At 62.3% G+C, this 19,334-nt stretch carries 18 protein-coding genes, 1 tRNA gene and 1 riboswitch; of the genes, 11 read left to right on the plus strand and 8 right to left on the minus strand.

Annotation, left to right across the window (positions count from 1 at the left end; translation table 11 throughout):
- Nucleotides 1-8: 8 nt before the first annotated feature.
- Both ACBG85_RS04855 and ACBG85_RS04860 read left to right on the plus strand, forming a co-directional pair.
- A complete protein-coding gene (locus ACBG85_RS04855; protein ID WP_007734359.1) occupies nt 9-1,355 on the plus strand; it encodes a lysine N(6)-hydroxylase/L-ornithine N(5)-oxygenase family protein in 1,347 nt (448 codons plus the stop codon).
- Nucleotides 1,352-1,600, plus strand: a complete 249-nt coding sequence (locus ACBG85_RS04860) for an MbtH family protein (protein WP_003945538.1) — start codon at nt 1,352-1,354, stop codon at nt 1,598-1,600. Before ACBG85_RS04855 ends, ACBG85_RS04860 begins: the two co-directional genes overlap by 4 nt.
- An 83-nt stretch (nt 1,601-1,683) precedes the next feature.
- Here ACBG85_RS04860 and ACBG85_RS04865 read toward each other — a convergent pair whose 3' ends face one another.
- The gene (locus tag ACBG85_RS04865; protein ID WP_003945646.1) at nt 1,684-3,111 is read right to left on the minus strand and encodes a threonine/serine exporter ThrE family protein; all 1,428 of its coding nucleotides are present in this window, start codon (nt 3,109-3,111) and stop codon (nt 1,684-1,686) included.
- A gap of 122 nt (nt 3,112-3,233) precedes the next feature.
- On the opposite strand from ACBG85_RS04865, the gene ACBG85_RS04870 reads away from it, so the two are divergent.
- Nucleotides 3,234-3,305: transfer RNA gene (locus ACBG85_RS04870), tRNA-Thr, on the plus strand.
- Nucleotides 3,306-3,375: 70 nt separating this feature from the next.
- Here ACBG85_RS04870 and ACBG85_RS04875 read toward each other — a convergent pair.
- The 5 genes from ACBG85_RS04875 to ACBG85_RS04895 all read right to left on the minus strand — a co-directional run bounded on the left by ACBG85_RS04875 (nt 3,376) and on the right by ACBG85_RS04895 (nt 7,224).
- Nucleotides 3,376-4,173: a GAF and ANTAR domain-containing protein gene (locus ACBG85_RS04875; protein ID WP_003945473.1), complete on the minus strand. Its 798-nt coding sequence runs from the start codon at nt 4,171-4,173 to the stop codon at nt 3,376-3,378.
- A 478-nt stretch (nt 4,174-4,651) separates the two neighbouring features.
- On the minus strand, nt 4,652-5,467 hold the full coding sequence (locus ACBG85_RS04880) for a hypothetical protein (protein ID WP_003945831.1): 816 nt from the start codon (nt 5,465-5,467) through the stop codon (nt 4,652-4,654).
- A gap of 47 nt (nt 5,468-5,514) precedes the next feature.
- Nucleotides 5,515-5,829 (minus strand): multidrug efflux SMR transporter, encoded by a 315-nt coding sequence (locus ACBG85_RS04885; RefSeq protein WP_007734365.1) that lies wholly within the window; start codon nt 5,827-5,829, stop codon nt 5,515-5,517.
- Between the two features lie 14 nt (nt 5,830-5,843).
- Nucleotides 5,844-5,909: riboswitch (guanidine-III (ykkC-III) riboswitch) on the minus strand.
- Nucleotides 5,910-5,952: 43 nt separating this feature from the next.
- Complete coding sequence (locus ACBG85_RS04890; RefSeq protein ID WP_372026403.1) at nt 5,953-6,447, minus strand: hypothetical protein; 495 nt, start codon at nt 6,445-6,447, stop codon at nt 5,953-5,955.
- Between the two features lie 69 nt (nt 6,448-6,516).
- Entirely contained in the window at nt 6,517-7,224 is a 708-nt protein-coding gene (locus tag ACBG85_RS04895; RefSeq protein WP_372026405.1) for a hypothetical protein, read from the minus strand.
- Between the two features lie 372 nt (nt 7,225-7,596).
- Here ACBG85_RS04895 and ACBG85_RS04900 point away from each other — a divergent pair, with 372 nt between their 5' ends.
- Nucleotides 7,597-8,313 carry a response regulator transcription factor gene (locus ACBG85_RS04900; RefSeq protein WP_007734368.1) on the plus strand — a complete coding sequence of 239 codons (717 nt, stop codon included), beginning with the start codon at nt 7,597-7,599 and terminating at the stop codon, nt 8,311-8,313.
- Complete coding sequence (locus ACBG85_RS04905; RefSeq protein WP_003945873.1) at nt 8,310-9,761, plus strand: cell wall metabolism sensor histidine kinase WalK; 1,452 nt, start codon at nt 8,310-8,312, stop codon at nt 9,759-9,761. Before ACBG85_RS04900 ends, ACBG85_RS04905 begins: the two co-directional genes overlap by 4 nt.
- 25 nt (nt 9,762-9,786) lie before the next feature.
- On the opposite strand, the gene ACBG85_RS04910 is transcribed toward ACBG85_RS04905, so the two are convergent.
- Both ACBG85_RS04910 and ACBG85_RS04915 read right to left on the minus strand, forming a co-directional pair.
- Complete coding sequence (locus ACBG85_RS04910) at nt 9,787-11,097, minus strand: alanine racemase (protein WP_047269583.1); 1,311 nt, start codon at nt 11,095-11,097, stop codon at nt 9,787-9,789.
- A 47-nt stretch (nt 11,098-11,144) separates the two neighbouring features.
- Nucleotides 11,145-12,620: an amidohydrolase family protein gene (locus ACBG85_RS04915; RefSeq protein WP_372026409.1), complete on the minus strand. Its 1,476-nt coding sequence runs from the start codon at nt 12,618-12,620 to the stop codon at nt 11,145-11,147.
- Nucleotides 12,621-12,823: 203 nt separating this feature from the next.
- On the opposite strand from ACBG85_RS04915, the gene ACBG85_RS04920 reads away from it, so the two are divergent.
- From ACBG85_RS04920 to menC, 6 genes are all read left to right on the plus strand, one after another.
- Nucleotides 12,824-13,669, plus strand: a complete 846-nt coding sequence (locus ACBG85_RS04920; protein WP_058227616.1) for a M55 family metallopeptidase — start codon at nt 12,824-12,826, stop codon at nt 13,667-13,669.
- 208 nt (nt 13,670-13,877) lie between these two features.
- A complete protein-coding gene (locus ACBG85_RS04925) occupies nt 13,878-15,158 on the plus strand; it encodes an MFS transporter (protein WP_372026412.1) in 1,281 nt (426 codons plus the stop codon).
- 14 nt (nt 15,159-15,172) lie between these two features.
- A complete protein-coding gene (locus ACBG85_RS04930) occupies nt 15,173-16,030 on the plus strand; it encodes a tryptophan 2,3-dioxygenase (protein WP_007734374.1) in 858 nt (285 codons plus the stop codon).
- Nucleotides 16,031-16,173: 143 nt separating this feature from the next.
- Nucleotides 16,174-17,268 (plus strand): M20 family metallopeptidase, encoded by a 1,095-nt coding sequence (locus ACBG85_RS04935; RefSeq protein WP_003945833.1) that lies wholly within the window; start codon nt 16,174-16,176, stop codon nt 17,266-17,268.
- A gap of 2 nt (nt 17,269-17,270) precedes the next feature.
- A complete protein-coding gene (locus ACBG85_RS04940) occupies nt 17,271-18,209 on the plus strand; it encodes a GNAT family N-acetyltransferase (protein WP_372026416.1) in 939 nt (312 codons plus the stop codon).
- Nucleotides 18,206-19,321, plus strand: coding sequence for an o-succinylbenzoate synthase (gene menC / locus ACBG85_RS04945; protein ID WP_372026419.1), 1,116 nt, complete (start codon nt 18,206-18,208; stop codon nt 19,319-19,321). The genes ACBG85_RS04940 and menC overlap by 4 nt, the downstream gene beginning before the upstream one ends.
- Nucleotides 19,322-19,334 lie beyond the last annotated feature (13 nt).

Raw genomic sequence — 19,334 nt, forward strand, 5'->3', positions numbered from 1 at the left:
TACCTGTAATGAGTGAATCACCAAGAGACTCCAGCGCCGAACCTGCCATTGTCGACATCGTCGGCGTCGGGTTCGGTCCGGCCAACCTCGCGTTGGCCATTGCTGTCGAAGAACACAATGCAAATTGTGCGGCCGTTGATCGGGTGAACGCGCGGTTCTTCGAAAAGCAGTCTCAGTTCGCGTGGCATCCCGGGATGCTGCTCGACGGTGCCACCATGCAGATCGCGTTTCCGAAGGACCTGGTGACGTTCCGGAATCCACAGAGCGGATACAGCTTCTTCTCGTATCTGTTCGAGCAGGGTCGACTGGTCGACTTCGTCAACCACCAGACCTTCTTCCCCACGCGCCACGAATTCAACGACTACCTGTGCTGGGCAGCTCGACGAGTCGACGCGGACGTGCAGTTCGGTACAACCGTCGACGGGGTCGAGGGCATCAAGAACTCCGACGGCGTTGTCGATCGCTTTGCGGTTCGCACCGCCGACGGTGAAACGGTGATCGCGCGCAACATCGTTGTCGGAGCCGGACTGAAAGAGCGGATCCCGGAGTGGGCGACGCCTTCGTCGCGGTGCTTCCACAATCACCAGTTCCTCTTCCATCTCGAAGCAATGCCGGAGCCCGTACACAACCGGTTCGTCGTTCTCGGCGCCGGCCAGAGTGCCGCGGAGATCGTGGACTACCTGCACGCGAACTACCCGAACGCCGAAGTTCACAGTGTTTTTGCCCGCTACGGCTACAGCCCGGCAGACGACAGCCCGTACGCGAACCGCATCTTCGATCCCGAAGCCGTCGATCAGCTGCACGGTGCAGACGCCGCGGAACGACGCCGACTGCTCGATCTGCACCGCAGTACCAATTACTCGGTCGTCGACATCGAACTGATCAACAAGCTGTATGCCACCGAATATCAGGAGATGGTTCGTGGGCCGCGGCGACTGTTCATGCGTCGGGCCTCGGAGATCACGAGTGCCGTGGAGACCGAATCCGGCATCGAACTGGCTGTCCGTAGCAATCTCGACGGCTTGACCGACACGCTGGCGTGCGACGCACTCATTCTGGCCACGGGTTTCACCCCGGCACCTCTGGACGATTTGTTGGGTGAACTCGTGCCGGATTCGTCCGTTCCGCGTAACGTCAGTCGGGATTATCGACTGGCTGTAACGGAGGACGTGACAGGCGGTATCTATCTGCAGGGTGGGACAGAACAGACTCACGGATTGACGTCGTCGCTGCTGTCGAACGTGGCAGTGCGGGCGGGGGAGATTCTGGCGTCGGTGCTGAGCCACCAGAACCGAACTGGTGCGCTTGCTAGTCTGGGCGCACAAGACACGTACGTAACGAGTGAGGCGAGATGAGCACTAACCCTTTCGATGACGAAGACGGCCGCTTCTACGTGCTGGTGAACGACGAGGACCAGCACTCGCTGTGGCCCACGTTTTCCGAGGTCCCCGCCGGCTGGCGCGTGGTGTTCGGCGAAGACAGCCGCAAGGCGTGCCTCGAATACGTCGAGGCGAACTGGACCGACATGCGTCCGAAGAGCCTGCGCGAGGCGATGGAAGCCGATCAGGCTGCCGGTGGAAAGCACGCAGTCGAGAGCTGATTCTCTCACCGCTCGGAACCCCCGAGTGAACAGAAAAGAGCTGGGCACCGTCAGGTGCCCAGCTCTTTCTGCTTGAACGACGCCTACTTCTCGGTGACGGGAACTCGACGCCTGCGCTTGCGGACCATCGGGCGACGTAGCGAGTCCACGCGCATCAGAATCCGTGGACGACGCAGCGTGCGCGCTCCCCATTCGCCGAGCGTGACGCCCGCGGCCAGGGCGCAGCCGATGCCGAAGGCCGACAGCAAGGCAGTCAATCCGATCAGTACCTGGTCGTTGAGCAGCGCGTACAGGCCTCGGTACAGCGACAGACCGGGGAGCAGCGGAGTGATGCCTGCGACCGCGACAACCAGCGGAGGCGTCAGTGCGCGGCGAGCCATCAGACCACCGGCAAGACCGACCACGGTTGCGGCGATTGCGGCGGCGATCACGGGACCGACGTCGAGTGTCTGCACGAAGATCGACACACCACTGCCTGCCGCACCGCCCAGGAACGCCGCGGTGAGTGCACGCCTCTCGGCGTAGCAGGCGAGCGCGTAGAACACCGACGCACACGCGCCGGAGAGCATGAGGATCGGCAACTGCGTGATGGTGGAGACTTCCACATTGATCGGTGGAAGCGTCGAACCCAACATCCCGGTCATTCGCAACGAGATTGCGACGCCCGCGATGATGCCGCCCGTCATCATCACCACTTCGAAGAATCGCGCGACAGCTGTAATGGGTGCACCCATGATCGCGTCCTGGACCGAGCCCACCAACGACAGCCCGGACAGCAGGACGACCACTCCGGCCGCGATGACCAACGACGGCCGGATACTGATCCCCAGCTGGTCCTGAAATGTATAGAGCGTGGCGGCGGGCGCAGCCGCGATGAGACCACCGACAACCTGCTGGAAGAAGAACGGTAATCCGAACCGGTTCAGTACGCGGTTGACTCGATCGATGACCATCGTCGTCAGAAACGCGACTGTAGCAACGAGGAACCCGCCGCCGAGCAGGACGGAGACCGAAGCCGCCATCGCAGCCCAGGCCATGGTCGCGGTCCATCGGTTGTACGGGTGCGGCGCCGTCGTGATGGCTGTGAGCGCGTCGTGCGCTTGGTCCGGTGTGATCGCCTCACGGCGGATACGACGTGTCAGACGGTCGACGGCCGCCAGCCGCGTGAAGTCCATCGAGCGGTAGTGGACGATGCGCATCGTGCTCGCCGGCGGTCGCGTCGGGCCGCGATAGGCAGAGAGCACAATCGAGTTGTAAGTGACGTCGACGTCACACTGGGCAAGGCCGTACGTGGCGGCGATGAACTGCACCTGCTCAGCGGTGTCCATGGCCGCGGTTCCGGATGCGAGGAGGACTTCGCCCACCCGAACCGCGAGGTCCAGGACCTCTGCGACGACGGCGTCGTCTGTCAGGTCGATCGGTTGAAGCGGTGCGGGAGCCGACGTGACCGTGTCGACGGTGGCTTGCCGGTTTCCCGTCAGGCGTGTGAGTACTTCGGTTAATTTCGCCATCAGGGGGCGGAGTGGGAGTTGCGCATGGGGCCCACGCTATCTAACGTGACCCGCGCGCGGCCACCGTGACGGCTTGGATATGATGGCTCCGCAAAGTCAGTCGCGGCAACGCGTCGGTCTTCGCCTCCTTAGCTCAGTGGTAGAGCACTCGCCTTGTAAGCGAAAGGTCGTCGGTTCAATCCCGACAGGAGGCTCCGAAAGAAGAGGCACTCACCAATGTGGTGAGTGCCTCTGTATTTGCTGAGGTGCCGATAGGCGTCCGGTTCAGTTGGTCTCGGGCTTGTTCGTAGCCTGGCGCGGGTCGATCGCGCCGTCGATGTACTGCTGGGCGATCACTCGCAGTTTGACGTTGCTGCGCTGCGAGTCCTGGATGAGAATGCGGAAGGCTCGGTCGGCGTCGACGTGGTGGGTGCCCATGATGATGCCCTTGGCCTGTTCGATGACGCCTCGCGATTCGAGTGCTCGCTCGAGGTCCATCGCGTGCTTTCTGGCGATGTCGAGGCGCTGCGAGCTGTGCAGCGCGTAGGCCGAGGTCACGGCGAACAGTTGGAGCAATGCCACGTCGGCGCCGGTGAAACCTCGGAGGTCGTGGCTGTAGAGATTGAGGGTTCCGAGCGGGCGTTCCCGGCCAGGCAGTGGCATGGACAAGAAGCTGACGGCGCCGACTGCCTTTGCCGCGCTTGCGAATTGAGGCCACCGGCTGTGGGCTTCGCTGGCATGTGCGCGGACAACCGTTCCCGTGCGTGACGACGTCACACTCGGTCCGTAGTCCAGTCGGAATTGGATCGAGTCGACGGTGCGAACAAGTTGGTGGGTGGCGGCTACGGTTCGGAATGTCGTATCCGAACCGCCGATCGTAATTCCGGCCATGTCGGCGTCGGCGATGAGATCGACGGCATGCCTGCAGACTTGTTCGAGAAATTGCTCGGCCTGGGCATGTGGATCGAGGTGTGCGTACAGCGATTGCAGGGCGTCCGAGGCGGCGTCCAGGCTGTCCTGCGACGCGGAATTTCGGCCCCCGGTAGGGCCGCGGTGTCCTCTGGCGATGCGCGGCGCCGTCATTGTCTCAACCACCCTTCCCCATCACGTCGCAGGCATGTCCGATTCGTCTTATTGTTGCACCGGACTAACTGTTGTGCACTCTGTTTCGGTGGACAAGTGTCTGATGGGGCGGACGGTTATGTGAAGTGGACTGCGTATGCCCAATCGTGATGTTTGATTCGGCCGTTAGCGGGTAGTGCGCCGATCTTGGAATTATGTTGTCCTGCAACAGTTAACGTGGAAACTGCGACCGGGGTACAAGTTTTCTCCGCAATGGCGCGCAGGTCACGAACTTGGCCTATTGTCAGCGCCAGCGCACAATCTTGTACGCGTAACCCGTAGACAGTGAAGGGGATACGACGATGAACGGACTGATCGCGGCTCTGAACAGTGGAATGACCGTTGGCTTGGCCAACACGATCCTGACTTTCGGCGGAATCATCATCAACCTCAACATCGTGATCAACAACTGACCGCGTAATCGGCGAGTAACCGTTTGTTATGCCGATTCGATCGGAAGGTCAGGCCCTGGGCGGTCGCTCTTGCTCTTGAGCCACCGGTTGGGAAGTTTGCCGGCAAGTTCTCCGAGTGGACCGACTGCAGCGCTGAGGATTCCGACGGTTTCCTGAAGGACCTCGATGCTCGCGCTCATCCGCTCGAGGTTGGGGGCGAGGGAAGTCAAGGTGTCGGACAGTGCAACGATCTGGTCAAGCGGGCCGCCTTCGGCGATGAGCCGTTCGAAGGCGCCGTTCTCTGCCAGGAGTGTTTCGAGGATGCCGTTCTCGGCCAGTGCGCGATCGATGACACCGTCCTTGGCAGTCAGGCGTTCGACGGCACCGTCTTGCGCTGTCAGGCGTTCCAGCGGACCGTCCTCCGCCATCATTCGGTCGAGGAGACCGTCCGGCGCGAGCAAGCGTTCCAATGCGCCGTTCTCGGCGAGCACCCTATCCAGCGGTCCGCCGGGGGCAAGAAGTCTTTCGAGTGGTCCGCCGGGAGCGAGCAGTCGTTCGAGAGTGCCGTCGGGTGCAGTCAGTTTGTCGACCGGGCCGCCGGGAGAGAGAAGTCGATCGAGTGGCCCACCGGGGGCCAAGGCCTGCCCGATGGGCCGATCGTCAGCGGTGAGCGATGACAACTGCTGGATCATCTGCATGGGTCCGCGGGGGCTTGCCAAGCCGGCAGCACCCGCCGTCACGGCGCCGGTATTACCGACGGCGATACGAACTGTCGTGACCGTCAGCTCGGCGATTCCCAAACTGATCTCTGCGGCTGCAATGCCCGCGCGTAGGGGAAGCGTGAGCATCTCCAGCAGTTTCATGCGTTAACTGTAACCGGTAACACACAAACACTCACCAGGATCGCCGGTCAGTGAAGGACCTTCAGACCGACGACACAGCCGACGATGCCCAGGATCAGCAGTATCTTGACGATCGACGTGGACTCCGCGCCGGTGATCATCGCATATCCCACGGTCAGGGCGGCGCCGATGCCGACCCAGATCGCGTAGGAAGTCCCGATGGGAAGGGTACGCATTGCATACGCGAGGCCGGCCATACTGACGATCAGGCCGAGGACGAAGACGATGGTAGGCGACATCTTGCTGAATCCGTCGGACTTACCGAGTGCGGTAGCCCAGACAGCTTCGAAAAGTCCGGAAATGACGAGCACGATCCATGCCATGGTGAACAACTCCCAAGGCACCGTCTTTTCGCTGGCCGGGTACGGTGCGCTCGTCCGGATGTCGTCGTTGACCACCCAACCATAGCAACAGAATTCTGCGTTCCGACCCGATCAGCTGGCGATTTAGGTCACCACCGCCGTTCGAACCCGCTTCAGATGGATGGTCGACACGGCCACCACGATCGTCGCCGTCGCAGCGAGAACAGTCAGAGGAATCGGCGTGTTCACGGCGGCCGGTCCGTGTTCGACGAGCACACCGGTAGACCACCCGAATTCCCGCGAGCCCGGGTCCAAGAAGGTCGGTGAAACCGAGAACAACGTGAAAGCGACGGGCAACATCGCCCCGCTCGAGACTGCTCCGACGGCAACAGGCATGCATGACGTGACGGCCAGTCCCAGCGCAAGCGGGAGGACGAGGACGTAGGCAACCGTGGTCGCGGCGGCATCCAGCAATCCCGAGAGTGCAGTCACGGCAAGGAGTCCCAGCCCGAGTTGCGGCATCGGTCTTCTCCAGCCGACGACGACGCCCAACGCCAGGGCAGCAGCTCCCGCGGGCATCGCCCAGGTCCAGTCGGATGGAAAGGAAATCGAGCTGACCGAAACCGCGCTGACTGCCATTCCGACGAGTACGAAACGACCGTCGTGTGGCGGCAACCGCCAAGCCAGTGCGACGGTAACGGCAACCGCCTATACCACCGCGATCACCCATGACCCAGGTGATGTCGTCGAGCCCAACCACACACAGAGAGCCGTGAATACCAGGGGCAGAACAACTCCCAGCTTCACCAGGCGTGCGTCGATGTCGCCCGGCTCCTGATTCGGTCGTGCGAGTGCGGCGACTCCACCCACGAGAAGAGTTGCGGCGAGCAGAATCCAGACGGGAACCGTGGACGGCACGGGGTAGGAATCGCCCGGAAGTGTGAGCGACCACCTGGGGACGCGATCGCGCCATAAGTCCGCTGCGCCGAAGTACAGGGTCGTCGTGGTTACGCCGAGTCCGAGAGCGGTTTGTGCTCCGCGGTGACCCTTCGTCGGAAATGCCGCTGCCGCGAGGAAAGCGCCTGCTCCGATTGCGTTCAGAGTCACCGAAATCTGGGCGGAGACGGGGACGAATGCAGGTAGCGCGATGGCGAGGGCGCCGACTACAGCGAAGACACTCGCGAGACCGCCACGTCCCCAGCGATGCAGTAGCGCTACGCCGACGGCCGCAACCACCGCGGCAGTTGCTCCCGCCCACTGCGGCGTGATCACCACCGAGATAACGCCGGCGTCGGAGAAGGAGAAGTCGTCAACTCGGGACTCGGCCACTGCGTACGCGGCTACCACACCGCCGACCAGCGCGGACGCCACAGGACCGTAGAGCTGAGCGATTTGAACTGGGCTACGTTGCTGCATAATTCGTCGAATTTTTGCACAACTCGCCTATACGACTTATCGTCGCATCGCCGTGCGGATCAATCCACACCGGTTCCCCGTCTCGAAGTCGAGGAACCAGCAGATGGCGTCCTCGACTCGGCCACTGAACGAAGTCGTAGCCGGCCAAATTTGTCTGAACTGCGTCGGCGACCCACACCGCAGCGTCCGCGAATGCAGTCTCCATCGACAGTGCGTTGAAGTAGCTGAATCCGCTGATGTCACGTGTGCCTTGCCAGCCGATCGAAGCTTGGATCCTTGCCGGGATCCTGCTGTCAGCTTTTCACCTGCACTCGGCCGTTCACAGGAAGCTCCCAGGGAACATACAGCGGGAATCCAGTGGCAGGGGAGAAGATGGTTCTCGTGACCGACAAGACCCCCGAAGCTCGCATCCTCGTTGTCGACGACGAACCCACCATCGTGGAGTTGCTCTCCGTGAGCCTCCGATTCCAGGGTTTCGAGGTGGCAACTGCTTCGAGCGGCGCCCAAGGCCTGGACGTCGCACGGACATTCCGTCCCGACGCGATCGTTCTCGACGTCATGATGCCCGGGATGGACGGCTTCGGTCTGCTTCGACGCCTGCGCGCCGACGGTGTGGACGCGCCCGTCCTGTTTCTGACGGCGAAGGATTCGCTCGACGACAAGATCAGCGGCCTGACCCTCGGCGCGGACGACTACGTGACCAAGCCGTTCAGCCTCGAAGAAGTCGTGACGCGGTTGCGGGTCATCCTGCGCCGCGCCGGTCGCGGTGTCGCGCCGGAGCAGTCGCCGCGGGTGAAGTTCGCCGACATCGAACTCGACGACGACACCCGCGAGGTCTGGAAGAAGGGCGAGTTGGTTGCACTCTCGCCCACCGAGTTCACACTGCTCCGATACTTCATGGTCAACGCCGGGACGGTTCTCAGCAAACCGCGGATTCTCGACCACGTCTGGAATTACGACTTCGGTGGGGAGGTCGGAGTTGTCGAGTCCTACGTTTCCTACCTGCGGCGCAAGGTGGACACGGGGGAGACACCGCTGATTCACACATTGCGTGGGGTCGGCTACGTGATGCGTGAACCGCGGCAATGATCGCCGCCGCGGAAAACGATCAGCTTCCGAAGCGGGGTCGTTTCCGTCTCCATTCACTGCCGCTGCGCTTCACCCTGGTTGCGGCCTTGCTGGTGTTGGCCGCGCTGGGTCTGTTGGCGTCGGGTGTAGCGGTCACTTCTGCTCTCGAGAATTCACTGACCCAGCGAACCGACAAAACGCTTTACGAAGCGGTCGACGGTTGGGCAAAGCCGCACAGCAGAGATCTGCAGCCGCCCAGTGACGTCGGCCCGGGCACCCGCCCACCCAGCCCCTTCTTCGTTCGGACCGTGACCCCGGACGGACGGGTGATCATCCTGAACGACAAGTCGACGACGACCGAACCCGACCTGTCGAAAGATTCCACCAACGGTCCGATCACCGTCGGATCGAGCGACGGTTCGGACGTGAACTGGCGGGTTCTCACGACGGTCCGCGACGGCACGACCACGACTATCGGTGTGCGACTGACGGATAACGAGCAGACCGTCGACGACTTGGTCGGCCTGCAACTCGGCATCGGCCTGGTTGTCCTGCTGATCCTCGGCGGCGCAGCGTATTTCGTGGTTCGTCGGAGCCTCCGTCCGCTTGTCGAAGTGGAGGAAACTGCCGCTGCCATTGCCGCCGGCGACCTTCATCGACGTGTTCCGGAGCGCGATGACCGCACCGAGGTCGGTCGACTGTCCGTGGCGCTCAACGGAATGCTCGCGCAGATTCAGCACGCATTTGCCGCGACCGAGGCTTCGGAGGAATCGGCCCGGCGTTCCGAGGAGAAGATGCGTAGGTTTGTCGGCGACGCGAGCCACGAGTTGCGCACACCCTTGACGACTATTCGTGGGTTCGCCGAGTTGTATCGCCAAGGCGCCATGACTGATACGGAAACGCTGATGAACCGGATCGAGGGCGAGGCGTCGAGGATGGGACTTCTGGTCGAAGATCTGCTCATGCTGGCAAGACTCGACGAACAGCGTCCACTCGAGAACAAGCCTGTGGATCTGCTTGCAGTTGCGGCGGATTCGGTACAGGCGGCACGAGCGATCGCACCGGATCGAACTGTCGAACTTCAGATGACCGGCGGCCCAGGCCTGCCCGAAGTGCATGGTGACGAGGCCAGACTGCGTCAGGTAGTTGCCAATCTGGTGGGCAACGCGATCAAACACACGCCGCCGGATGCGCAGGTCACCGTTCGTGTCGGTACGACCGAGAACTCCGCGGTGGTCGAGGTTTCGGATACCGGTCAGGGTTTGAGTGACGAGGATGCCGCGCGGATCTTCGAGCGTTTCTACCGCGCCGACACCTCTCGCACCCGTGAGACCGGGGGCGCCGGTCTCGGCCTGTCCATCGTTTCGGCGTTGGTTGCAGCGCACGACGGAACCGTCAGCGTCGAGACCTCCCTCGGGCAGGGGACGACGTTCCGCGTCGAATTGCCGCGTGACCCGAAGGACGACTGACGCCGGATTACCGCAACCGGTCCCCTCAGAAGTAGGTGTGCACTGTACCGACGACGCGGTAATCCGAATCGACCTCGGGAATCAGTGACCACTTGTCGAATGTGGTGCAGGGATGCGAGATTCCGCAACCGAGCAGATCGCCGACCTTCACGTCGAAGTCAGCCGGAACGTCGACGTACGCGTGCTGGTCGTTGAGTGCGGTGATCGTCAGCTCTCGCGCTGATCGGTTGGATCCGTCGCGTCGGCGCCACAGGACTATGGGAAAGCCTGCGTCGGAACCGACATCGCGGCGGCCGAAGCCCAGGATCACCCGTCCGGGTTCAGGTATGGAGAGCACTACACCCCAGACCTCTGCGGCTCCCTGCAGAGTTCGCGGACCGTCAGCCCACGGCGAAGTTTCGGCATAGAGACCGTGATCATGGGTGATATAGCAACCGCTGCGCAGCACGATGCGTACACCGTTGTCGAGTGCCCACCGTCCGGCCAGTTCGCGCACAACGAGATCGTGAAACGCACTGCCGCCGAAAGTGACCAGTGGCTGGGGAGCCTTCGCGGAGTTGTTCTCGAACAGGTTCTCGGCCACACAGATTTCCGTGAAAACCCGCGCGGATTTGAGATACGAATCGACGGAGATACGGCGGGCTGCTACCGAGGCTCCGGGCATCATGCCCTCGAACCCCTCGACTCCGGTGAGTATCAACGAAGGTGCCTGCGATGCTGCGCGTGCGACGTCGAGTGCTTGCTCGACAGTGCGAGCGCCCGCGCGTCCGCTGTCGTAGCCGAGTTCGACGAGAACCCGGATACGGCTGGCCGGTGAGACTTTCGCGATCAACTGTTCCATCAGGCGGACGCTCTCGACCGAGTCCACGAGGGTGGTGACGAAGAAATCGGGGTCGGTGGCCTGGGCGTCGCAGATCCACCGAATACCGGCGGGATCGAGAACCTGGCTGGCGATGATGATGGTGTCCACACCGAACTCACGCAGAATGCGTGCCTGCGCAACGGTTGCGGCCGTCATCGCCCAAGCCCCGGCGTCGAGTTGCCGTCGAACCAGTTCGGGGCTCATCGTGGTCTTCGCGTGAGGCGCCAGATCCACATCGTGGTCGGAGCAGAACTGCGCCATGAGGTCGACATTGTGCGCGATCGCTGCACGGTTGAGTGTCATCACGGGTAGCAGGAGGTTGCCGTCGAGTGCCGAGATCCCCAGCGGCTCGAGGTCGGAACCGTCGCGACCTTCGAGGTCTGTGCCGAAGGCCTTGTGCTGCCAACCGATCGGGGGGTTCGCGAAATCCGTCATGGCATCGATTGTGCCGTTGATTGCAGACGATGTGTTCATGTGTGGTGACTTTCTGTCAGAACTATGCAGGTCAGAATGAGATCCGGCTACGAGCGGCGTACCGGGCGACCAGGCAACGCGTCCTGGACCACGACACCGTCTTCGACGACGGGTACTCCGCCGACCAGCACGCGGCTGATACCGGTGGAGGGGCGGGTGCCGTCGATGTACGTGGCGTTGTCGGTGATTCGCTCGGGGTCGAAAACGAGGATGTCCGCGTCGCTACCGGGGCTGATCCGGCCTTTCGTCGCCATCGAGGGAACCGACTCCTCCAGAATCTGCGCAGGGATCAACGAGCAGCGCGCGATGATCTCCGACAGCGACAGCAGCCGACGCTCGCGGTACAGCGTACGAATCGCACGTGCGTAGGTGCCGGCGCCGCGGGGGTGGCCGAGTGCCTTCTTCGGCAGTGGCCACTGCAATGAGTCGGCAGGCGAACGGCCGGGCCAGGTCAGTGGCATCGCGTCGCTCGCGATGGCGGCGCGATCGAAAGTCATCGCCCGTTCGAGGAATTCGCGCTGCACGGTGTCGTTCTCGTCGAGGAACTCCACCAGCACCAACCCACCGGGGTCGGTGGCCCGAAGATGTTCCAGCTGCTTGCGGTCCGCGATACGTTCACCGGTGGGTACGAATGTCAGCGACCGTGGTGTCAGATTCATCAGGTGCAGCTTGTCGGGATCGAGAAACGCAGCTCCGACGGCCGTCGACCCGGAACCGTACGGATACGCCTCCGTCGTGACGCGCGATCCGGCTGCCTGAACCTGCGCCACCACCGACAGCGCGTGGTCGACGTGCATTCCCGAGGTGCTGTTGACGTGGCAGTAGTGCATGTGTGCGCCGGTTTCGGCTGCTGCACGGGCGATTTCGACGGCACCATCCACCGGGCTCGACGGATCGGCCGAGATGAGCGGGCGCGCATGGGTATAGGTGGGAACGCCGGCTCGGGCCGCGAGATCCGCCACCTGTAGGTACTCCGCCGGATCGGATTTCGGCGCGTACCCGACCACCACGCCGATGCCGAGAGCGCCTGCGGCCAGATCGTTTTCGAGGAGTTCGAGAATGTGGGCGCGCTGGGAGGCGGTGGGCTCGCTCTGCCAGCTCGGGGAACCGAGATGGTGCAGGAGCGTTCTGATGTCGCCGTCGGGATCGGCCCCTGAGAGTTCGATCATTCGGGCGTGCGCCCACGACGTCGCGTAGCCGTAGTTGATCGGGCGGCCCTCGGCGCCGGCCCGGGCATATGCCTTTGCAACAGGAATGACGCCGGCTTCCAGTTCGAGGGCCGTCGTGACTCCGTCCAATGCCTGAAGTCGCTGCTCGGCGATTTCCTGTCCGTGGCTGTGCAGGTCGATGAATCCGGGGCAGATGACCTGACCGGTCACGTCGATCGTCTGCCGGGCTTCGATCGCGTCGCGACCCCACGCCGAGACCTTGCCGTCGGTGATCGCGATGCCCCGAACCTCGTCGGTCCCCGATGCGGGATCGACGACACGGCCGCCGGTGAACACGATGTCGTGGACCTGCATCAGCGCTGCACTCCTGTCGTTGGTCGAACCGCCTGGCCCGGCGAATGTCCCGATGGTTTCACGGCTCGGGTATCGGATTCTGGTGTGAACGTCCCAAATGGAGGCCGACTCACCGTTCGAGCGGACAAGAAACGGATGCGCTCGAGTGTGAAGGTGAAAGCGAAGTTATCAATTCAGCCGATTGAGATCGATGGAGGACAGGAATGCACGTCTATATTTCGGTGGACATGGAGGGCATCGCGGGTATCGCGACGCTCGATCAGACGATCCGCGGCGGTGGCGGCTACCACCGTGCGCAGATGCTCATGACCGCCGAGACCAATGCCGCGATCGCCGGTGCGTTCGACGCCGGTGCGACGAGCGTCCTGGTCAACGACAGCCACGGAACGATGGACAATCTGCTTCACGCCGACCTGGATCCACGGGCGCGTCTGATCTTCGGAACACCGAAGATGCAGTGCATGGCGGAGGGACTGACGTCCGATCACGACGTCGCTCTGTTTGTCGGCTATCACGCACCAGCCGGTGGGCCCGGCGTCCTGGCGCACACGTTCTCGAGCTTGTTCGCCGACGTCCGCCTCGACGGCAAGTCCGTCTCGGAGACCGACGTCAACACCCTCTACGCTGCCACCCAGGGCGTTCCCGTCGGCCTGGTGACGGGTGACGACATCATCTGCGGCTTGGTCGACGCGGCCTCGCCGACAACCGAGACCGTCGAGGTCAAGAAGGCACATGGATGGTCGGCAACCAATTCGCTGCCGCCGTCGCTGGCGTGCGAGCAGATCCGAGCAGGAGCCGAGCGCGCAGTGCGTAAGGCCGACACACTGAAGCCGGTCGAGCTGCGTGACGAATGGACCCTCGAGATCGTTCACCCCACCACCACGGGAGCTGAACTCGCCGAGGCTGTTCCCGGCTCGCGACGGATTTCGGATCGTACGATTTCGCACACACTCGCTAGCGTCGACGACATTCTCGGTCTGATCACTGTCAATGCTCGGCTTGCAGCCGCAGGCGTCTCGACGATCGTGGCAGTCGCCAATCGCACGTGATGAAGTAGCGACTCCATCGCGAAATGCCGTCGACGCCTTGTGCGCCGGCGGCATTTGTCATCTCTTGGGGCAGAACATGTTCCGACCGACCAAACGTTGCTTCGGCTATTGGTGAAACGGACCAATGCGGTAGACGTGTTCGCTGTCACACTTCATCAGTCTTTTCAATGTTTCAGTCCATGCGGCACAAGACAATTCGGGAGGCTTGATGAAGGTGGAACGCGTCACAGTGGAAGCGCCGTCGCGGGCGAGCGACGGTCCGGTTCGAAATATGATGGACAACAAATCGATTCGTCGTACGACCACCGTTACGGTGGGGCTGCTCAGTACCATCTGGTTGATCGACATGGTGGATCGCGTCATGATCGGGCTTGCGCTTCCGATGATCGGCGACGAATTCTCGCTCAGCAGTACGCAGTTGGGTGGCGTGGTCTCGGTATTCGCGATCTTCTATATGCTCGGGCAGGTCCCCGGCGGAATGTTGGCCGACCGCTTCGGACCCAGGCCCCTGTTGATCGTTGCTTTGATCCTGTGGTCGGTGTTCACAGCGTTGACAGGGTTCGCGTGGGGTCTCGTCTCGCTGATGGTCATGCGTGCGATGTTCGGCATCAGCCAGGGGCTCTTTCCAGCGGCGTCGTTCAAGGCTTTGGCTGAGCGGACGCGTCCGAAAACCAGGGCGACCGCGATGGGTTTCATGCTCGGCGCCAACAACCTCGGCCCCGGCATCGCACCGCTGATCATCGCGCCGGTCCTCATGGCCGTGGGGTGGCGTGACGCGTTCTGGCTGGTGGCGATCGTCGGCGCAGTGATCGGCACGGTGGTGTGGTTGGTGCTGCCCGCACCGCTGGACACGGAAATCTCGGAAGATCCCGAGGCAGCCTTGCAACCTCTGGCGAGCGAGCACTCTCGCGCCGCGGTGTTCAAGTCCGCGTCGGTGTGGAAGTTCGCGATTCTGTTCTGCCTGGCCAACATGTCCGCGTACGGGCTGATGACCTGGGTGCCGAGTTATCTGCTCAACGACAAGGGACTCTCGCTGATCGACACGGGAATCTTTGCCGCAATCCCCTTCATCGTCACGGCGCTGGCCACGATTGTGGGCGGGCGGTTGGTGGACAAGTACTTCCACGACCGGGCCAGGATCCTTCTGGTTCCGTGTATGGCCACGTCGGCAGTCCTTTTGTTCCTGATGACCACCGCTGACACCGTCGCGATGTTCACGTTCTACGAGACGTTGGCTTTAGGCATCAGCGGTCTGTGTTCGATGTCGATCTTCGCGATGCCGTTGCGGGCACTTCCGGCCGAATTCCTCGGTTCCGGAATGGGTTTGATCAACGGTTGTGGTCAGTTCGCCGGTTTCATCACCCCGCTCGTGATGGGATGGATGGTGGACCAGTTCTCGTACATGGCTGCATTCGGAGTCCTGGTCGGAGCGACGAGCGCTGCCGCATTGGTGGCCATGATCGTTCCTCAGACCCCGGCGAAATTCTGACAAGGAGACCGAAGATGTCGGCAACGGACGGCACACGAAAGATCGAAGACGACGTCGTCACCGATTTTTCCGGGAAGATGAGTTACGGGGCCTACCTCGGACTCGACACCCTCCTGGATTCGCAGCACCCGGTGAGCGAGCCGGAACACCACGACGAACTCTTGTTCATCATTCAGCACCAGACCAGCGAGTTGTGGCTCAAGCTGTTTCTCCACGAGATTCGGGCGGCCAGAGCAGCGATCGCTGCCGACGATATTCGGGTTGCGTTCAAGCGGATCGCACGTGTCAAACACATTCAGGCCACCTTGACCGAGCAGTGGTCGGTGTTGGCGACACTGACGCCGGCGGAGTATGCGGAGTTCAGGGGCGTTCTCGGCAACTCATCGGGGTTCCAGTCGTACCAGTACCGCGCCGTGGAATTCGTGCTCGGAAACAAGAACGCGGGCATGCTGAAGGTGTTCGAATCGGATCCGTCCGCCCATCGATTGTTGGAGACCCTGCTCGGGGAGCCGACACTGTACGACGAGTTCTGGCGGTACCTGTCCAGGCAGGGGTACGACGTTCCGGCGTCGGCTCTCGAACGAGACGTCAGCGCGCCCTACGTGCGAAACGACGAACTGATTCCGCTGGTCAAAGTAATCTACGAGAACGTCGAACAGCACTGGACGGCGTACGAGGCGTTCGAGGAGTTGGTCGACCTCGAGGAGAGCTTTCAGCTGTGGCGGTTCCGGCACCTTCGGACCGTGCTGCGGGTGATCGGCATGAAGAAGGGGACCGGCGGTTCGAGTGGTGGTGCCGGCTTCCTGCAACGTGCGCTGGAGTTGAGCTTCTTTCCCGAGCTGTTTGCCGCCCGAACAGAGATCGGTACCTGACACACCTGCTTGATGGCACCCAGCTATTCGTGACACACGACGAATCCGAGCCCGAAGGACAGGAGTCTTGGACAAGATCCGACAGGGTCGCTTCGACCAAGCTTGACTGCGAAGTTGCAAGTCGGTGACAGGAGAGCGTCGGAGTGGACAAGAAATCAATGGTGGCAGACCTGGCGGCGTTGGTAACCGCCGAGTCGCCCAGTTCCGATCTCGGCGCAGTCGATGCATGTGCGGACGTGGTGGCCGAAATCGGCGAACGCCACCTCGGAAGCACCCCCGAACGTATCCGCATCGACGGGCGCCAGCACTTGCGTTGGTCGTTCGGCGCGGAGCCGAAGGTGATGCTCCTGGGCCATTTCGACACCGTCTGGCCGCTCGGAACGCTCGCGGAGTTGCCCTGGTCTGTCACCGACAACATCGCCACCGGACCCGGAGTCTTCGACATGAAGGCCGGCATCGTCCAGCTCTTCCACGCGCTCGCATCGCTTCCGTCGCTCGACGGGGTGGTCGTGCTCCTCAATTCCGACGAGGAAATCGGCTCCCCGACCTCGCGCGCACTGATCGAGGAGCAAGCACGTCAGGTCGACGCGGTGCTGGTCCTCGAAGCCGCAGCCGACGGCGCAGTGAAGACCGCGCGCAAGGGTATGTCGCTGTACTGCGTCGACATCGAGGGACGCGCTGCACACGCCGGACTGGAACCGGAACGAGGTGTGAACGCTGTAGTGGAGCTCGCACACCAGATTCAGGCCGTGGTGGAGCTCGCGGACCCGGCGGCGGGAACGTCGGTGGTTCCGTCCGTGATCAGTGGCGGCACGACCACCAATACTGTTGCAGCGCAAGCGCAACTGTGGTGTGACGTTCGCATGTGGTCGGCGAAGGAACAGGAACGCATCGACCGTTCGATCCGTGCACTGACACCGGCGCTGGCCGAAAGTCGAATTTCGGTGTCCGGAGGCCCCAACCGTGGACCACTGGAATCAGTGTCTTCGGAGAAGCTGTACTTTCTCGCTCACCAGGTCAGCAGTGAGAGCGGTTTGGGGATGCTGCGCGACTGCGCCGTCGGCGGTGCATCGGACGGAAATTTCACTGCCGCAGTAGGAACTCCCACGTTGGACGGCCTCGGTGCCGTCGGCGGTGGCGCCCACGCAGCGACAGAACACGTAGAGATAGATCAGATGATCCCGCGCGCCACCTTGTTGGCCGGTCTGGTGACTCGAATCCTGGAGGGAGGACTGTGACTATGACGTCGCCGAACAATGTCCAACGCAAGACCGTTCAACCATTCGGAGGTGTATCGCCTTCACGGATGCGGCAAGCAATCAGCCAGGCCGAGCAGGCCGCCCTGCTTGCATGTGTGACTATCGAAACCGTCACCGGGCATGCCGAGTTGGAACAGGTATTCGGTCTGTTCGAGAAGGTATGGCAGCCGGAGAGCGGTAACCCTCCCGTCCATCGGGACATGATGAAAGCGCTCGCACACTCCGGTAACTACGTCGCCGGCGCGTTTCGTGGTGGAGACTTGATCGGCGGCTCGGTTGCATTCTTCGAGGAACCGCAACATCGTTCTTTGCATTCACACATCACGGGGATCCTCCCGAACGTGCAGAACGGGCACATCGGCCTCGCGTTGAAACTGTTCCAGCGAGCGTGGGCACTGGAACGGGGAATTCTCCACGTGCGGTGGACTTTCGACCCGCTCGTCGCACGCAATGCCTACTTCAACGTCTCGAAACTCGGTGCGTTCCCGATCCAGTATCTGCCGCGTTTCTACGCGCCGATGAACGACAGTCTCAACGGCGGCGCAGACAGCGACCGATTGCTGATCGACTGGGAAATCGGTAGTAGCAAGGTTGCCGACGCCGTCGCCGGTTCGGGAGAAGTCCCGACTCCCGAGTCCTTGGGGGCGAGCGAACTGCTGTCCGTCTCCGAAGCCGGCCTGCCCGTGTTGAAGTCGACCAAGAATCGATTCGTCACGGTGGCTACACCGAATGACGTGTACACACTGCGTAAGTCGGACCCGGCGGCGGCGAACGACTGGCGCCTGGCAGTCCGCGAGACTCTCGGTGGTGTGCTCGCCGAGAACGGAGTGGTTCTCGCAGTTACCAGAACCGGAAAGTACGTGCTGGACCGTGCGCCGGGAACACAGGCAGGCAGGACAACAGCGGAGGTTACATCGTGAAGATCGACGGAGTTGAATTACGCCGGGCGGCAATGCCGTTGAAAGCGCCGTTCCGTACCTCGTTCGGCACCGAGACCACCAAGGACGTGTTGTTCGTCAAGGTGGTCACCTCGGAGTCGGAGGGCTGGGGCGAGTGCGTGGCGATGTCCGAGCCTCGCTACTGCTCCGAATACACGGACGGCGCCGCCGAAGTCCTTCGTAAGGTCCTGATTCCGTCTCTGGGTGAACTCACCGATCCCGACGTGCACGCACTGAGCGCGACGATGGAACAGTTCGCCGGGCACCCCATGGCCAAAGCGGCACTGGAAACCGCATTTCTCGACGCCGAGTTACGGGCTGCCGGGACGAGCATGTCTTCGTACCTGGGCGCGGTAGTCGATCGCGTACCCGCGGGTGTCTCGGTGGGTATCAAGAATTCGATCGATGAGCTGCTAGAGGAGGTAGGCGGGTTCCTCGATGCCGGGTACCTGCGCATCAAACTGAAGATCGAACCGGGCTGGGACATCGAGCCGGTTCGCGCCGTCCGCGAGAGGTTCGGCGACGACGTACTCCTCCAGGTCGACGCGAACACCGCGTACACCCTGGCTGACGCCCGTCATCTCCAGCGGCTCGACGACTTCGACCTCCTGCTGATCGAGCAGCCGCTTCCCGAAGAGGAACTGCGAGGCCACGCCAGGCTGGCCGAGATGATGCGGACGCCGGTCTGCCTCGACGAGTCGATCACCTCCGCGAAGGTCACGGCCGACGCGCTGGCCATCGGTGCGTGCAGCGTGGTGAACATCAAACCGGGACGTGTGGGCGGTTATCTGGAATCGCGTCGTATCCACGACGTCTGCAAGGCCAACGGAATTGCCGTGTGGTGCGGCGGAATGCTCGAGACCGGAATCGGCAGGGCCGCCAACGTCGCGCTTGCCGCGCTCCCCGGATTTGCCCTACCAGGCGATACATCGGCTTCCGACCGGTACTTCGCCGAAGACATCACCGAGCCGTTCGTACTCGACAACGGTTACGTGAAGGTTCCGGAAGGACCGGGTATCGGCGTCGAACCGATCCCCGACCTGCTCGAAGCAATTACCACGTCGGTCGAATGGATCGGCATGGATCGGCTTTGACGAATCACTATGA

The sequence above is a fragment of the Rhodococcus sp. NyZ502 genome (genome assembly GCF_041464245.1).
Lineage (GTDB): Bacteria > Actinomycetota > Actinomycetes > Mycobacteriales > Mycobacteriaceae > Rhodococcus_F > Rhodococcus_F qingshengii.

Bases quoted from the DNA above. Each gene is read 5' to 3' on its own strand.
- ACBG85_RS04895 (WP_372026405.1), bottom strand. From the start codon at position 7,224: ATGCAGCAACGTAGCCCAGTTCAAATCGCTCAGCTCTACGGTCCTGTG.
- ACBG85_RS04885 (WP_007734365.1), bottom strand. From the start codon at position 5,829: ATGGCATGGATCGTGCTCGTCATTTCCGGACTTTTCGAAGCTGTCTGG.
- ACBG85_RS04930 (WP_007734374.1), top strand. From the start codon at position 15,173: ATGTCGGCAACGGACGGCACACGAAAGATCGAAGACGACGTCGTCACC.
- ACBG85_RS04940 (WP_372026416.1), top strand. From the start codon at position 17,271: ATGACGTCGCCGAACAATGTCCAACGCAAGACCGTTCAACCATTCGGA.
- ACBG85_RS04920 (WP_058227616.1), top strand. From the start codon at position 12,824: ATGCACGTCTATATTTCGGTGGACATGGAGGGCATCGCGGGTATCGCG.
- ACBG85_RS04875 (WP_003945473.1), bottom strand. From the start codon at position 4,173: ATGACGGCGCCGCGCATCGCCAGAGGACACCGCGGCCCTACCGGGGGC.
- ACBG85_RS04880 (WP_003945831.1), bottom strand. From the start codon at position 5,467: ATGAAACTGCTGGAGATGCTCACGCTTCCCCTACGCGCGGGCATTGCA.
- ACBG85_RS04865 (WP_003945646.1), bottom strand. From the start codon at position 3,111: ATGGCGAAATTAACCGAAGTACTCACACGCCTGACGGGAAACCGGCAA.
- ACBG85_RS04855 (WP_007734359.1), top strand. From the start codon at position 9: ATGAGTGAATCACCAAGAGACTCCAGCGCCGAACCTGCCATTGTCGAC.
- ACBG85_RS04900 (WP_007734368.1), top strand. From the start codon at position 7,597: ATGGTTCTCGTGACCGACAAGACCCCCGAAGCTCGCATCCTCGTTGTC.
- ACBG85_RS04860 (WP_003945538.1), top strand. From the start codon at position 1,352: ATGAGCACTAACCCTTTCGATGACGAAGACGGCCGCTTCTACGTGCTG.
- ACBG85_RS04910 (WP_047269583.1), bottom strand. From the start codon at position 11,097: ATGAACACATCGTCTGCAATCAACGGCACAATCGATGCCATGACGGAT.
- ACBG85_RS04915 (WP_372026409.1), bottom strand. From the start codon at position 12,620: ATGCAGGTCCACGACATCGTGTTCACCGGCGGCCGTGTCGTCGATCCC.
- ACBG85_RS04905 (WP_003945873.1), top strand. From the start codon at position 8,310: ATGATCGCCGCCGCGGAAAACGATCAGCTTCCGAAGCGGGGTCGTTTC.
- ACBG85_RS04890 (WP_372026403.1), bottom strand. From the start codon at position 6,447: ATGGCAGTCAGCGCGGTTTCGGTCAGCTCGATTTCCTTTCCATCCGAC.
- ACBG85_RS04925 (WP_372026412.1), top strand. From the start codon at position 13,878: ATGAAGGTGGAACGCGTCACAGTGGAAGCGCCGTCGCGGGCGAGCGAC.